Annotated in this window: 14 protein-coding genes; 7 read left to right on the forward strand and 7 right to left on the reverse strand. The window is 32.1% G+C overall.

Annotated elements, in window-relative coordinates; all coding sequences use genetic code 11:
- Positions 1 to 174: 174 nt before the first annotated feature.
- The gene (locus tag ACNRYB_RS19870) at positions 175 to 2589 is read left to right on the forward strand and encodes an alpha-ketoacid dehydrogenase subunit alpha/beta (RefSeq protein ID WP_473728465.1); all 2415 of its coding nucleotides are present in this window, start codon (positions 175 to 177) and stop codon (positions 2587 to 2589) included.
- 204 nt (positions 2590 to 2793) lie between these two features.
- On the opposite strand, the gene kdsB is transcribed toward ACNRYB_RS19870, so the two are convergent.
- The 4 genes from kdsB to ACNRYB_RS19890 all read right to left on the reverse strand — a co-directional run bounded on the left by kdsB (position 2794) and on the right by ACNRYB_RS19890 (position 7251).
- Complete coding sequence (gene kdsB, locus ACNRYB_RS19875) at positions 2794 to 3528, reverse strand: 3-deoxy-manno-octulosonate cytidylyltransferase (protein ID WP_263522857.1); 735 nt, start codon at positions 3526 to 3528, stop codon at positions 2794 to 2796.
- Between the two features lie 156 nt (positions 3529 to 3684).
- Positions 3685 to 4497: a class I SAM-dependent methyltransferase gene (locus tag ACNRYB_RS19880; protein ID WP_473728466.1), complete on the reverse strand. Its 813-nt coding sequence runs from the start codon at positions 4495 to 4497 to the stop codon at positions 3685 to 3687.
- 303 nt (positions 4498 to 4800) lie between these two features.
- On the reverse strand, positions 4801 to 5631 hold the full coding sequence (gene ygiD / locus ACNRYB_RS19885; protein WP_473728467.1) for a 4,5-DOPA-extradiol-dioxygenase: 831 nt from the start codon (positions 5629 to 5631) through the stop codon (positions 4801 to 4803).
- Positions 5632 to 5841: 210 nt separating this feature from the next.
- Positions 5842 to 7251 carry an ATP-dependent DNA helicase gene (locus ACNRYB_RS19890; RefSeq protein ID WP_129747665.1) on the reverse strand — a complete coding sequence of 470 codons (1410 nt, stop codon included), beginning with the start codon at positions 7249 to 7251 and terminating at the stop codon, positions 5842 to 5844.
- A gap of 316 nt (positions 7252 to 7567) precedes the next feature.
- On the opposite strand from ACNRYB_RS19890, the gene ACNRYB_RS19895 reads away from it, so the two are divergent.
- From ACNRYB_RS19895 to ACNRYB_RS19905, 3 genes are all read left to right on the forward strand, one after another.
- A complete protein-coding gene (locus ACNRYB_RS19895; protein ID WP_119791930.1) occupies positions 7568 to 8389 on the forward strand; it encodes a DUF3822 family protein in 822 nt (273 codons plus the stop codon).
- On the forward strand, positions 8386 to 8991 hold the full coding sequence (locus ACNRYB_RS19900) for an RsmD family RNA methyltransferase (protein ID WP_473728468.1): 606 nt from the start codon (positions 8386 to 8388) through the stop codon (positions 8989 to 8991). Before ACNRYB_RS19895 ends, ACNRYB_RS19900 begins: the two co-directional genes overlap by 4 nt.
- A gap of 160 nt (positions 8992 to 9151) precedes the next feature.
- The gene (locus ACNRYB_RS19905; RefSeq protein ID WP_129747662.1) at positions 9152 to 9574 is read left to right on the forward strand and encodes a hypothetical protein; all 423 of its coding nucleotides are present in this window, start codon (positions 9152 to 9154) and stop codon (positions 9572 to 9574) included.
- A gap of 45 nt (positions 9575 to 9619) precedes the next feature.
- Here ACNRYB_RS19905 and ACNRYB_RS19910 read toward each other — a convergent pair whose 3' ends face one another.
- From ACNRYB_RS19910 to ACNRYB_RS19920, 3 genes are all read right to left on the reverse strand, one after another.
- Entirely contained in the window at positions 9620 to 10303 is a 684-nt protein-coding gene (locus tag ACNRYB_RS19910) for a hypothetical protein (RefSeq protein ID WP_473728469.1), read from the reverse strand.
- Between the two features lie 62 nt (positions 10304 to 10365).
- A complete protein-coding gene (locus ACNRYB_RS19915) occupies positions 10366 to 11034 on the reverse strand; it encodes a hypothetical protein (protein ID WP_129747660.1) in 669 nt (222 codons plus the stop codon).
- 72 nt (positions 11035 to 11106) lie between these two features.
- On the reverse strand, positions 11107 to 13221 hold the full coding sequence (locus ACNRYB_RS19920; RefSeq protein ID WP_473728470.1) for a TonB-dependent receptor domain-containing protein: 2115 nt from the start codon (positions 13219 to 13221) through the stop codon (positions 11107 to 11109).
- A gap of 139 nt (positions 13222 to 13360) precedes the next feature.
- Between ACNRYB_RS19920 and ACNRYB_RS19925 the strand changes: the two genes are divergently transcribed.
- The 3 genes from ACNRYB_RS19925 (at position 13361) to ACNRYB_RS19935 (ending at position 15707) form a co-directional block, all read left to right on the forward strand.
- Complete coding sequence (locus ACNRYB_RS19925) at positions 13361 to 14719, forward strand: sensor histidine kinase (protein WP_473728471.1); 1359 nt, start codon at positions 13361 to 13363, stop codon at positions 14717 to 14719.
- Positions 14720 to 14729: 10 nt separating this feature from the next.
- On the forward strand, positions 14730 to 15416 hold the full coding sequence (locus ACNRYB_RS19930; RefSeq protein ID WP_129747657.1) for a response regulator transcription factor: 687 nt from the start codon (positions 14730 to 14732) through the stop codon (positions 15414 to 15416).
- Between the two features lie 96 nt (positions 15417 to 15512).
- A complete protein-coding gene (locus ACNRYB_RS19935; RefSeq protein ID WP_129747656.1) occupies positions 15513 to 15707 on the forward strand; it encodes a hypothetical protein in 195 nt (64 codons plus the stop codon).
- The last annotated feature ends 102 nt before the right edge of the window (positions 15708 to 15809 follow it).

The following is a 15809-nucleotide window of genomic DNA, read 5'->3' on the forward strand; positions in this document are numbered from 1 at the left end:
TAAAAACTTGCGAAATTATCAATAAAATTAAATTTTACATAAAAATCACATAAATAAAATACGTAGTTTCTAGATTTGAATACAAATAATTAAATTATATTTAGTTTAAAGAATTATGATTATTGATTGTTTTTAAGTAATTTCGCGACATAAACAACATGACCCTACAAGATTATGATAAAAGAAAAAAACAATACTACACTGACATTTGAAGATTTCAAAACTGAGGTATTGAATGACTATAGAATTGCGGTAACAAGCCGTGAATGTAGTCTTTTAGGTCGAAAAGAAGTATTAACAGGAAAAGCTAAATTTGGTATTTTCGGAGACGGAAAAGAAGTTCCGCAGCTGGCAATGGCAAAAGCTTTTAAAAACGGAGATTTCCGTTCTGGATACTATCGCGACCAAACTTTTATGATGGCTATCGGCGAATTGGACGCTAAACAGTTTTTTGCTGGTTTATATGGTCATACCGATTTAGCTTTTGATCCAATGTCTGCAGGAAGACAAATGGGCGGACACTTTGTAACGCACAGTTTAAACGAAGATGGTTCTTGGAAAGATTTAACAAAACAAAAAAATTCAAGTTCAGATATATCTCCAACAGCAGGACAAATGCCAAGATTGCTTGGTTTGGCTCAAGCATCAAAAATCTACAGAAACGTTGACGGAATCACTATCAAAGATAAATTTTCAGTTAACGGAAATGAAGTAGCTTGGGGAACAATTGGTAATGCAAGTACTTCTGAAGGTTTATTTTTTGAAACTATAAATGCTGCAGGAGTTCTACAAGTTCCGATGGTAATGAGTGTTTGGGATGACGAATACGGAATTTCTGTTCATGCTAAACATCAGACTACTAAAGAAAATATTTCTGAAATATTAAAAGGATATCAGCGCGATGAAGATTCTAAAGGTTATGAAATCTTTAGAGTTAAAGGCTGGGATTATGCCGAATTGGTTTCGACTTATGAAAGAGCCGGAGCAATTGCGCGCGAAGAACACATTCCTGTTTTAATTCACGTAAACGAATTGACACAACCTCAAGGCCATTCTACTTCTGGTTCTCACGAACGTTACAAAAGTGCCGAAAGATTGGCTTGGGAAAGAGATTTTGACTGTATTCGTCAAATGCGTCTTTGGATGATTGCAATTAATATTGCTTCTCCAGAGGAATTGGCAGAACTTGATTTCGAATTGAAAAAAGAAGTTTTAGAGGCTAAAAAAGAAGCTTGGAATAACTTCATTAATCCTATCATTGATGAACAAAAGAATCTTTTAGCTTTATTGGAACAAATTGCTGAAGCAAGCATCAATCATAAAGAAAGAATCAAAAAATTAATTTCTGAATTGGCTGCAATTAAAGCGCCTTTAAAAAAGGAATTATTAGTTTATGCTAGAAAGATCCTTCGTTTTATTGAAGTGCCAAATAGCAAAGTTCTTTTATCAAATTGGATTACAAAATTCTTGAATGAAACTCAAGAAAAATTCAGCAGTAATCAGCATTCGGAATCGGCTCAAAATGTATTTTCTGTACAAAAAGTTCTTCCTAAATATGCAGAAAATGCAAAACCAGATTTGGATGGAAGAATGATTCTTCGTGATAATTTTGATGCGTTGTTTGCGAAATATCCTGAAACTTTAATTTTCGGTGAAGATGTTGGAAACATTGGAGACGTAAATCAAGGTCTTGAAGGCATGCAGGAAAAATACGGAGAACTTCGTGTTGCCGATGTCGGAATTCGTGAAGCGACTATTATTGGTCAGGGAATCGGAATGGCATTGAGAGGATTACGTCCGATTGCTGAAATCCAGTATTTAGATTATTTATTGTACGCAATTCAGATCATGAGTGACGATTTAGCTACATTGCAATATAGAACTGTTGGTAAACAAAAAGCACCATTAATCATTAGAACCCGCGGACACCGTTTGGAAGGAATCTGGCATTCTGGTTCTCCAATGGGAATGATTATCAATGCGATTCGTGGAATTCACGTTTTGGTTCCAAGAGACATGACACAAGCTGCTGGTTTTTATAACACTTTGTTAGAATGTGACGAACCTGCTTTGGTGATCGAATGCTTGAACGGATATCGTTTAAAAGAGAAAACGCCTCTAAATTTTGGTGAATTTAAAACGCCAATTGGAGTTGTAGAAACTTTAAGAGAAGGTTCTGATATTACTTTAGTTTCTTACGGATCAACTTTAAGATTGGTTATGCAAGCGGCTAATGAATTAGCAGAAAAAGGAATTGAGTGTGAAGTTATCGATGTTCAATCTTTACTTCCTTTTGATATTAGCAAAGACATCGTAAAAAGTATTGCTAAAACAAACCGTCTTTTAGTAATCGATGAAGATGTTCCTGGAGGAGCTTCAGCATTTATTTTGCAACAGATTTTAGAAGAACAAGATGCATACAAACATTTGGATAGCAAGCCACAGACTTTAGCTGCTAAAGCACACAGACCTGCTTACGGAACTGATGGTGATTATTTCTCTAAACCTTCTGCAGAAGATATTTACGAGAAAATTTACGATATGATGAACGAAGTTAATCCTTCAAAATATCCTGCTTTATACCAGTAAAATAAGATTTTTAGATATTAAAAAAGCTCCAAGAATTTGGAGCTTTTTTTGTTTTTACCCAAAGTGTTCACACAGTTTTGTCATTTCGACGAAGGAGAAATCTCCATAAGCAGCTCGACAAAGATTGATCAGCATTGTGGAGTTTCTCGCGGAGATTTCTCCTTCGTCGAAATGACAAGATTGTGGATAATGTTATTCAAATAATTAAATATCCTTCAACATCGCTCTCGCTCTTTCCAAATCCTCAGCTGTATCAATTCCGATTCCAACATGAGATGTCTCAACCATTTTGATGCGTTTTCCGAACTCTAAATAACGTAATTGCTCTAACTTCTCAGAAGCTTCTAAAGATTTCATTGGAAGGCTGTAAAAATCTAATAAAGCCTGTTTTCTGAAAGCATAAATTCCGATATGCTGAAAATATCGTACTCCAACATTCTTCTCTCTCGGATACGGAATTACTGAACGAGAAAAGTACAAAGCAAACTGTGACTGATCTACCACAACTTTCACATTATTTGGATTATTGATTTCGTCTTCATTTGTAATTTCGCGCATTAACGAAGCCAAGTCAATTTTCTTATCAGGATCATTTTTAAAGACCGATAAAACTTGTGCTAAAGGTTCTGCTTCTGTAAAAGGTTCATCACCTTGAACATTTACTACAATGTCAACATCAAGATTCGCAACTGCTTCTGCAATACGGTCGCTTCCAGATTCGTGCTCTTTGATGCTCATAATTGCTTTTCCGCCATTAGAAACAATTTCATCGAAAATCAGATCAGAATCGGTTACTACAAAAACATCATCAAACAATTTTGTAGAAACTGCTGCTTCGTAGGTTCTTAGAATTACTGTTTTTCCACCTAAATCCTGCATTAGTTTTGCAGGAAAACGTGTTGAAGCATATCTGGCTGGAATTACCGCTATTATTTTCATTTTTATATTTTACTGAGTTTAAAAAACTTAAAATTTAGTAATTTAATTTTCACTGGTTTTTAAGTGTTTGCAAATATGCAAAAATTACTTTTAAATTTCTGTTTTTCTATTTCTGTAAAGGACGAAAATCATCTTCGAGAATACTAAGCCAAAAAATTAAACCAAAACTGTAACACGAAGATAAGTTGCTGGAATTAATGTAGAATTTTGATCATTACTTTGGTTTTGGCTATTAACTAATCCTTCAAGTTTAGCATACAAATCCGAAGTTTTTCCATTTTGTTCAGCAGCTTCAAAAGCATTCATAGTTGGTCCATAGTACGTTTTTAATCGATTTAGCCACTCCGAAGGTGGAAATGCAGCTTTAAATGTAAAGGTGTCTCTCTCAAAAGAAATATTTTCTTTAGGAACACCCGCATTTGTAAATCTTTCGATGACGTTATCCTCAATACCCCAAAGCATTGGACTTACAAAACCCTCAGGAGGCGGAGGAGTAAATTCAGCACTAATTTTTAGGATTTGTGCAATCAACGTTGGATCTCCCGGTATCCAATTACCCATAATAATTTTACCTCCAGGTCGCGTGACGCGAACCATTTCTTTGGCAACATCAAAAGGTTTTGGAGCAAACATTGCTCCGAAAATGCTCATTGTAACATCGTAAGATTGATTCTTCAATTCATTCAAATCGGTTGCGTCACCTTCTTGAAATACAACATTATCCAACCCTTCTTTTTTTGCTCGAAGATTACCAGCTTCAACTAAATTTCTTGCTATATCAACACCTAAAACATTGGCTCCTAATTTTGCCGAAGGTATTGCGGTAGTACCATCGCCACAGCCGAGATCTAAAACGTTACTATTTTCTTTAATTCCAATTTTGGCAACCAATTCCGCACCACTTTCTCTCATAGATTCTGCAACACGCGTAAAATCGCCTTTTTCCCATAATGCTTTGTTTGGATTCATCTTAGTTTTATCAGTGATTATAGTGCTGATGCCGCACTCTTACTTAATTTGTAAACATCTTCTATCGTTTTTTAAATTATCACCAGTTAATCCACAAAAGGCATTTAAAAAACTACTTAAAAAGAAGAAAGAAACCAAACAATCAACTGATAAACAATTACTTATGTAAAAATAAACAAATTTAAATGAAACATTTTACTATCGCATCAATTTATTTTTCAAACAAATTGTGTAGATTATAACTTTTAGGCCATTATCAAATAAATTGGAAACGATTGGGAAACGATTTAAAAACAAATACTATTACAATATTTTTACCGAAGTCATACTCAACGAACCTGCCAAAAGTTTATCGTTAAACAATTCCAATTCATCCTTTTTATCTTTTAAACCTAAAGTATATAATAATGGCAGATAATGTTCTGGTGTTGGAACTGCTAATTGAATGGCTTTATTCATTTTTTCGAAATCAATTAATGGCTGGAAATTCCCATCTAATAAATAATTATTTACGGTTTCTCTTGCTTCAATTGCCCAGTCGTAACCATAATTGTCTTTGTCAAAATTTCTAAAATCGACCATTCTAAGATTATGGACAATATTACCGCTTCCGATAATTAAAACGCCTTTGTAGCGAAGTGCTTGCAGTTTCTGAGCCAATTCGAAATGATATTGTCCCGATTTGGTGTAATCTATACTCAGCTGAATAACAGGAACATCAGCATTTGGATATAAATGTTTAATTACGCTCCAAGCGCCATGATCTAATCCCCAATGTTCGTCTAATTCGACCATGACTGGATCTAAAATCTTCTTAGTTTCAGCTGCCAATTCTGGACTTCCTTTTGCGGGATATTGCACATCAAAAAGTGCTTGCGGAAAACCTCCAAAATCATGAATCGTTCTTGGCATTTCCATCGAAGTAACTTTTGTTCCTTTTGTAAACCAATGCGCAGAAACGCATAAAATAGCATTTGGCTGCGGAAGTGTTTTTGCCAAATCTCGAAATCCAGTCACAAATTGATTTTCTTCAATAGCATTCATGGGACTGCCGTGTCCTAAAAACAGAACTGGCATTTTATCGGTATTCGAAAACTTAGATGAGATCGAATGTAAATCGTTTAGTGTTGTCATTGTTTAGATTTTTTTTTGCCACAGATTAGAATGATTAAAAAGATTTTTATTGCACTTTAAAATTTTTCACGCAGATTTTGCAGATTGAGCTGATATCAATTTAAAAAACGATTTCAAAAAATCTGCTCAATCTGCAAAATCTGCGTGAAACAAAAATGCGTTTTACTTTGTAATAAATCTGTGGAAATCATTTTAATCTGTGGCTAAAATTTATTCCTCAAAACTCTCGTCTTTAAATCCTATCAAATATAGCTTATTTTTGGCACGTGTCATGGCGGTATAAAGCCATCTAATATAATCAGTATCAATGCCGTTGGGCAGAAATGGCTGTTCGATAAAAACCGTATTCCACTGCCCGCCTTGCGATTTATGACAGGTTATCGCGTAAGAGAATTTCACCTGCAAACCGTTAAAATATTCGTTTTCTTTTACCTTCTGAAATCTTTTATATTTAGTCGGTTCATCTTCATAATCTTTCATCACCTCTTCGTACAAGCGATTTGATTCTTCATAAGTTAAAGAAGGTGATTCGCTTGTTAAAGTATCTAGAATTAAAACCGTTTCAAAAGGCTTTTGTTCTGGATAATCGACCATTCTGATTTTTACTTTTGCAAACTTAAATCCGTATAATTCTTTAATTCCAAAAAGTTCCAGAACTTCAATAATATCTCCGTTGGCAATAAATCCAGCTTCATCAGTTTCTTTCAGCCAGAAATAATTGTTTTTTACGACCATTAAAAAATCACCAACCGAAAGTTCGCTTTCTTTAAATAAAATACGGCTTCTAATCTGTTCATTGTACTGATTCGCTCTTTTATTTGAACGAACAATAAAAGCAGTGTCTTCAATACTATAATTGCTGTAAGCCGAATTTATCGCATCTTGAATATCATAACCATCCGTCAAGCGAACAATATCTTTAAACTTCTTTACATTAAACTTGAACTCAGTTATAAAGCTTTCTTTAAGCAATTCTCGCAATTCTGTCGCATTATATAGAATCCCAGAACTTTCTTCCTGACGCATTACTTCGTCCAATTCTATATGTTCAATTTCTTTACTATAATGGAAACCTAAAGTATCAATATCCAAAGCTGGACTTACATCCAGATTGACTGGCGGAAGCTGCGCCGTATCTCCCAAAAGAATCATTTTACAGTTTTGCCCAGAATACACATAATTAATCAAATCGTCTAGAAGCGAACCACTGTCTAAAGTACTGTCTGAAATCATCGAAGCCTCGTCGACGATAAAAATGGTGTTTTTATGTTTGTTGACTTGTTTGGTAAATGCTACTCCGCCTCCAGAAGATTTCTTCGGAAAATATATTTTTTTATGAATCGTAAAAGCTGGATTATTAGAATAATTGGCAATTACTTTTGCTGCACGTCCCGTTGGCGCTAATAAAACGTACTTTTTATTAATATCGCCTAAATTATTGACAATAGTAGAAATAACAGTTGTTTTTCCCGTTCCGGCATATCCTTTCAAAACAAAAATAGTGTCGTTTTGAGGTTCAGTCAGGAAAATGGCAATTTTCTGAAAAAAAATATCCTGTTTATAGGTTGGAGGAAAAGGAAATCGCTTTTGTAAAATACCGTAAAACTGTGCAGAATTCATAAAATAATATTGAAATACAAAGGTCGTCTTTTTAAATGGCAATGACAAAAATCAATTTCAATGACAAAATCAAGTTTAATATGAAAATTAAAAACAATCTCAGAACTTAAATTTTAATTACACAATTAAATAACTGATAATAAACAAAATGATAACATTCTGCTAACTTTTTTGCAATATTAAATTTTGAAATTGCATGTTGATTAAGTCTTTTTCATTGATATTGAAATTGACATTGTTATTTTTTTTATTTGTAAGTTTGTGGTCGCTTAAATTCTTTCTTGATTTAAAACAGGTAACGAATTGTAAATCAACTATGTCATTACAAAATACTAACATTACTTCAAAAAATTACAGAAAACTTTCTATTCAGGTTTCCCTGACTGGATTTTCATACTGCTGTTTTGATACTTTAAACAATGTCATTACTTCTTTTAAAGAAATAAAGTTTGACACCACTAGCAAAACAAGCCGAATTGAAGATTTATTCAGCAATGCTTTTAAGGTTAATCCTGAATTAAAAGAAACTTACGACGAAGTAATGGTTATCCACAATAACACTTTTTCAACTTTTGTTCCAACAGCTTTATTTGATGAGAATTATTTAGGAAGTTATCTGCAATACACTACAAAAGTATTTGAAACAGATCACTTTACTTTTGATCAAATCCCTAATTATCAGATGAATTCAGTTTATATTCCGTATGTGAATATCAACAATTTCCTGATTGACAATGTAGGATCTTTTGATTCTAAACACGCTAATACCATTTTGGTCGAAAAAATCCTGGACAATTCACGAAACAATGACGACAAGAAAATGATTGTGAATTTTAATCCTGGTAATTTTGAAATTATCGTGGTGCAGAATCAAAAACTTTTATTGTTTAATACGTTCGAATACAATACTCCAGAAGATTTTATCTACTACATTTTATTTACGGCTGAGCAAATGAGCATGAATCCTGAAAGTTTCAAATTAGAATTATTGGGAACCATTTCAGAAAACGATCCATTTTATGCTATAGCTTACAAATATGTGCGCCATATTTCTTTTATGGATGTCTCAAACCTAAAAGAAAGAAACAGCTTTACTACCGCTCAAAATCAAAAACATTATATCTTATTTCAATCATGAGAATCATTTCAGGAAAATACAAAGGACGCCGTATTAATCCGCCAAAAAATCTACCTGTAAGACCAACGACTGATATGAGTAAAGAAGCATTGTTTAATGTTTTGAATAATCATTTTCATTTTGACAGCTTAAAGGTTTTAGATCTTTTTTCGGGAACGGGAAATATTAGCTATGAATTTGCTTCCCGCGGAAGCGCTCCAATTACCTCTGTTGATGGTGATTTCGGATGCATTAAATTCATTAAACAAGTTTCATCAGAATACGATTTTGATATTGCTGCAACTAAAAGCGATGTTTTTAAATTCTTAGAAAATTCTAAAACGACTTACGATATTATTTTCGCAGATCCGCCTTACGGATTAGATCAGGCAACTTTTGAAAAAATTGTTTCGACCGTTTTTGAAAGAGGTTTACTTGAAGATGATGGAATGATGATTATTGAGCATTCAAAATATACAAAACTTGAGCATATGAGTAATTTTTCTTTTCAGAAAAGTTACGGCGGCTCTTTCTTTAGTTTTTTTGAATTGAATTCTACAGACGATGATGAAGAATTACCTCACGATCTTTCTATAAAAGAATCTGAAGAAGACGAAGGATAGTTTTTTCATTTTTTAATATATTGCCCTCTTGTTATGAATTTTACAAGGGGTTTCTTTTGACTAATTTTTAAAATCAAAAATGTCTTAATATATTATAAAAAAGTCCTAAACGGTTATTTCTGTATAGATTTTCTACATTTTTTTGTATAAAATTCAAATCATGAAAAAATTCCTTTTATCACTTGCTTTCATTTCCTTAATCTCTTGTTCGAAAGATGATGATTATAAAGAAAAAAATTACAACGGACCACGATATATGGATCCGCCAGTTTGGATTCAGGGAACTTGGAAAGACAACAAAGACAGAATGATTCAATTTACTGAAGACGATTTGTTATACAAATATCCTATGCAAAAATATACTTCTGCTACTACTGAAATATTTGATTATGAGAGATATTACTTAAAAGAGTATGGTAATTATCAAACTCCAAATGTTCAGGAAGTTGAATTAATAGATTATTATAGCATAAAGTATAATTGCCTAAATGATGCACCTAGCAAAAAATTTAGCTTTATACGAATATCAGAATCTGAAATTGAATCTACAGGTTTAATGCCTGGAATATATATAAAACAATAACTTAAAAAGAAGAGAAAACTCTTAAAATTAATAGTTTTTCTCTTCTTATTTTTTCTTTGATGGCTTTTTTACTCCTAGATAAAAAGAAAGTCCCACTCCATAGCTATCATGTCTTCCATATTGAAAATTTTCATGAGAAATCTTGCTTAAGCCTTTCGTTAGATTTATTCGATTATAAGAAGCACAAACTGCAATCGAATTTGAATTATTCTCAGAAAGAAAAAATTCATAGCCAATTTCTATTCCAAAATAAACTTGCCAGCTTGAAATACTTCGTTCTTCATCAAAAGAATGGGAAGGGTAAAAATAATCAGTGCTACTGAAATTTTCTGTTGCTCGTATTCGCGCTAGATTCAATTTTGGCATTATATAATAAATAAAGGTCTTTTCTTCATCCTGATCTAAAAAAACATTATAAACTTTTAAACCTAAACTAGAATTTATAGCAGAACCTTTTGTAGATAGTTTTTCCAAAACATAATTATCATAATCATAATGTTCTTTGTCTTTATTATCAGAGTTTAAATAACTTGCTGAAAGCTGAAAAGCTACTGATGGAAAATCTCCGTAATCTATTCCTGCCTCTACACTTCTTATTGTTCCAGTATTTTTATTCCCAAAATACATAGAATAATTACCAAAAGCTCTCATTTCTTGAGCTTTGACATTAAAAAAACACAATAAAAATAGTAGGCATAAAACAGCATTTCTTAGATTATAAAATTTCATCATTCAAATATTTAATTTAAAATTAAATATTCAAAAATCATTCCAAAAAAGAAAGAATTAACTTACTTTTTAATTCCAAAATAATAACTAATTCCTGCTCCAGCTAATAAAGTGCCATAATCTGTATTGTTGTAAGGAAGTCTATTTAAAGTTTTTCCCATATTAATTTTATTTACTGTAACACTTAGAGCTATAGCATCTGAATTAAATATTGGAAATTCCATTCCAAGAGTTAAACCAAAAGAATGCTGCCAATCTGCTCTGTGTCCTTTTTGAATTAAATTATTCTGTGGATCGTCATAATCTATAAATTGATAATTCCCATTCGCAACAATTCTTGACATGTTTAATTTTGGGATTATGTAATATGAGCAGGCAGCGGTATCAAAAGTTTCTCCGCTGTACCAAAAGTATATTTTAGGCCCTACAGTAAAGTTTAGCATATAAACATCTCCATATAGTTTTTCTAAAGTATTAGTGTCAAAATCATAAAACTCTTGATCGTTGAGTCCCATAAGAGAATAACTAAGGCTTACTTCTGGTTTAAATAAAGGATGGAACTCAAATTCTGCTCCTCCACCAATATCGACAATTGCACCTTTTTTAAAATCATTGTTAACACTATAAGCTGTAACATTTCCAAATCCTCTAATAGCTTGCGCGTTTACAATTGAAAATGACAACATTACTAAAACTGAAAAAATCTCCTTTTTAAATTTATAAAACTTCATTATTTGTGTATTTAATTTTTAAAATTAAGCACACAAATACCATTCCTAAAAAGAAAGAATTAACCTACTTTTTCATTTGATTCTATTTTCACTTTCATTAACACTTTTTTCTTTAAACTCGGAATCCTTTACTTTCCCAAAAGAATAACGAATTGCAATTGAAATCTCACTTGCATCGACCCAATATTTAAACTTCGCATTTATATCGTTCACTGTAAAACCATCGGTGTAACTCGTGGTTTTAAAAATATCATTATAATTTAAAGTACAATTCCAGTTTTTGCCAAATGCTTTTACCATCGACAAATCGACTATAAAATTGGCTTTTCGTTCAAAAATTCCATCATTTTGTTTGGTCAATCCCCAAAAAGATAAAACGAAAGTAAAATCTTTAGGCAGTTTGAATGTATTGTTAGAGTAATAATATAAATATGGTTTCGAAGGATGCAAAACCGCTGTGTCGTCTTCAACCTTACTTTTTACAAAAACAAAATTATTGGTTGTTGTCCAGAATTTATAGGTAAATGGAAGTGCTAAATCTATTGTAAAACCAGTTTCTCGTTTAAAATTTACATCGTTAATAGTTAGCACATTTGTTTCTTCATTAAAGATAAAACTCGGATTGGTCACGTTTTTGGTATGAAAATAACTCAATTTTAAAGTTTTGTCGCGGTATTGAAATGAACTCGAAACTTCATCGACAAATGCTGGACCTAAATTTAAACTGCTTCCGTACAAAAAATACGGATTGATATAAGTTGCAATTTGGCTTAATGAAGAATATTTTGGCCTCACAATGCTTTTCGCATAATTTATATTGATGCTTTTTGTACTGTCTATAGAAAATGTAAGATCGGCTTTAGGAAATAAATTAGTGTAATTCTTATCGATTGAAGTTGAAACTTCTGTTCTAAACTTTGAATACACATCGGTATTCTCTGTCCTTAATCCTAATGAGAAGTCTATTTTTTTGAGTTTTCCCGAAAACTGAATATATGCTGCCAAGTTTTCTTCTTTAAAATCATAATTTGAAACTTCATTGTCCTTTTTTTCAAAATCCAAAATCGTTGCATCAGATTTTGATTTCGCTTTCAAATACAATCCGCCGTATTCCAGATTCATTTCATTTTTAAACTTTTTCTCCAAATCAATTCTTCCCGAAAAGACATCAACATTAAATTTCTGATCACGGTTTTGCGATAATTCAAAATTGGTTTCATTATAATTATTGGAAACTAAACTTTCTAAGTGCTGATTAAAATTTGAATATTGAAAACCAGTAAAAAACTGTGTATCAATCGATTTAATCTTTTTAGAATAATTCATAAAAGCATTTACAAAATTCTTTTTACTTGCATTATCACTTAGAGTAAAAACATTGTTTTCCTTATTTTGATTTTTATTAGAAGTAAAAGTATTGATGTCAAAAGTATCATTTTGCAGTTTTCCATTTACATTAATTGAAAAATAGTCTTCCTCTTTTATTTTGTAAAATACGCCACCTCCAAAAACATATTGATTGCGTTTTGTAATTGCCGTTACATCATAATTAGAAACAATTAAAGCTTTTGGAATCTCATATTCTAAAGTATGATTTTCCCAAGGATTCAATTTATTATAATTGAAATTGGCTTTCCACTCTAATTTACCTTTTTTAGAACTGGAATTGAAACCTAAATAATTATTATAGTTTCTTTTAAAAGATGCTACTTCAGAAATTTCAGTTTTAAAACTGTCTTTTTTGCTTAATTTTCTTGTGATTAGAATCACTGCACGGCCTTCAGCTTCATATTTTGAAGACGGATTTTTAATAATTTCAACTGTTTTAATATCGCTCACAGACAGCGCGTTCAGTTCGTTCATTCCTACTCTCTGATTATCAATATAAATCAACGGCGTTCCTTTTCCAACTATAGATATATTTTCACGATCTGAGTTTACTAGAACATTTGGCAGTTTTGAAAGCAAGTCGACGGGATTTGGAATTGAATTGTAAACCGAATTGGCAACGTCAACTTTTATATTTCCTTTTGAGTTTGTAAACGTCTTTTTCTCCTGACTGATTACAATTTCATCTAATTGATTTGAAATTGAATCTTTTGGTGTGTCGTTTTGGGCATTTGCAATACATGAAAGGCAAAAAAGTAAAAGTGTAATTAGATTTTTTAAGGGCTGGTAAATGTTCATTTTAAAATTGAAATTGATTTATGTTGCCACAAAAGTGCTTTTAAAACCTAGTTCCGAAAGTTAATCGTAGGTTAATGCAGAGTTAATCTGCCATTTGTATGGTAAAAGCTGTATTTTTGAAACAGAATTCCGAAAGAGTATGAAACAAAGAATCAATTTACTAATCGCATTTTCTGTCGTTGCACTAGTTGTGCTTATGACCGTGCAGTGTTATCTGGTAAAAACAGCCTACGAATATAAAGTGGCGCAGTTTCATACACAGATTAAAAATGAAATTGCTCAGATTTCAAACAATTACAGCGATATTGATTCGGCTTTTGTTGCCAGAAAGGAAGCACTTTACAAAAGTCTTTCAGAAAAATATATAAATGGAAAAAACACCAAACTGGATATCAAAATTGGTGTTTTACAAAATGAATATCAGAGTGCCGTAACACAAGAAATTCAGCGAAAATTTGAAAGAGATTTGCCTAATTTCAAAATTGATTTCGCCATTGTCCTCAACAAGTTTATTCTATATCAAAGTGCAAAAAAAGCTGATACGATTTTCTCGGAAAAACCTTTTATCCAAAATAAATTGTATGGAAATCTAGCGTCTTTAAATCATGCTTTTTTAGTTAGAAATTATGTTGGAACAACCAACGGAACTTTTGAGAATCAGGAATATCAATTATTAACAGAAGATTCAATGTATGTGTCTGTTATTGATTGGGAAATGATTATTTTGAGACGAATGACTTTTATTTTGATTCTATCTCTATTTTCAATTCTGACTTTAATCACGCTTTTTGTCATTGCCTTAAAAGCTTTGATTAAACAGAAAAAAGTCAGCGACGTTAAAACCGATTTTATCAATAATATCACACACGAACTTAAAACGCCTCTGGCAACTTTAGGAATTTCGACAAAGATTCTAGCTCAGAAAAATATTCGTGACAACGACGAAAATTTCAATTCGATTGTAAATACCATTTCGCGCCAGAATAATCGTCTTCAGAATCTGATTGACCAGGTTATGGCTAATTCATTGGCTGAAAACGAAATTGAATTGCAGAAAGAAAAAATAGAAGCAGAAGATTTTCTCCTTTCTATTGTAAATGATTTTAAGATTGCTTTCCCTAAAATTATTTTGAAAACCGATTTTCAGACGGAAAAAACAATTCTAGTTTTAGATAAATTTCATTTAACGACTGCTTTCTTGAATGTTCTGGAAAATGCTGTAAAATACGGTTCGAACACAATTACAGTAAAAACCAAAATTGTAGAAAAACAATTTTCAATTAGTTTTGAAGATGACGGAATTGGAATTGCCAAAAACAAACAAGCATTTCTTTTTGAAAAATTTTATCGTGTCGAACAAGGAAACCTGCACAATACAAAAGGCTTAGGTTTAGGATTGTACTATGTTGACCAAATCGTAAAAGCACATCAGGGTTCTGTTAATGTTATTAGCGAATTAGGAAAAGGCGCTCAGTTTACTATTTTATTAAAAGTTTAATTCCCTTATTTTGAAAAGATTACTTTTAGCCGAAGACGATTTTGACTTTGCGGCGATTTTAAAACAATACCTTGAATTGCATCAATTTGAAGTAATCTGGGCAGAAAACGGCGAGATCGCTTTAGACTATTTTAAAAACCAGGTTTTTGATATTTGCATTTTTGATGTCATGATGCCCAAGATGGATGGGTTTTCATTGGCAGAAAAAATCATTACCATCAATCCAGAAATTCCTTTTATTTTTCTAACGGCGAGAAAGCTCAAAGAAGACAAAATCATCGGTCTAAAACTTGGCGCAGACGACTATATCGCAAAACCTTTTGAAGTTGACGAACTGGTTCTTCGTTTACAGAACATCCTAAAAAGAATTGAACAAAAAAGAACTTTAGACGGAAATAATATCATCGAAATTGGTTCGTATATTTTTGATAACGAACGTTTAACTCTAAATAATAAAAACCACGTTCAGCAGCTTACTGAAATGGAAGCTTCTCTTATTGAATATTTATATTTGAATCATAATCAACTCTTAAAAAGAGATCAGATTTTAATGTCGATCTGGAAAAAAGACGATTATTTCTCAGGAAGAAGCATGGATGTTTTTATCAGCAGACTTAGAAAATATTTTAATTCAGATCCTAAAATCAAGATTGAAAGTGTTCGAAATATCGGATTGGAATTTAAAATAGAAAAATAAGTTCTGAAAATCATATAATTTTTCATAAGCAATTGTATAACAGCAATTAACTTATCGAAATTTAACTTTGTTAGAGAACTTTAAAATCTAACAATCATGAACCTAAAAAGATTTTTCGGCGGGTTGCTTACAATCCTCGGAATAGTAGGACTTATTTATACTGCCGTTATTTTTGCCGGCACATCTGGAGAAACCAGAGATATAAAATCGCTTATCATTTACGGAATATTAGGAATCGTCTTTTTCACCTCAGGCATTAGCTTGGTGCGAACAACTAAAGACGAATCGTAGTTTTTTTTGCCACGAAGGCGCTAGGGCACGAAGTTTTTTTAATCTCGCAAAGTCTCACGGAGTCGCAAAGTTTATTTATAAAATTTAATTTGAATAGCGTCC

This window comes from Flavobacterium sp. CR10 (genome assembly GCF_055814415.1).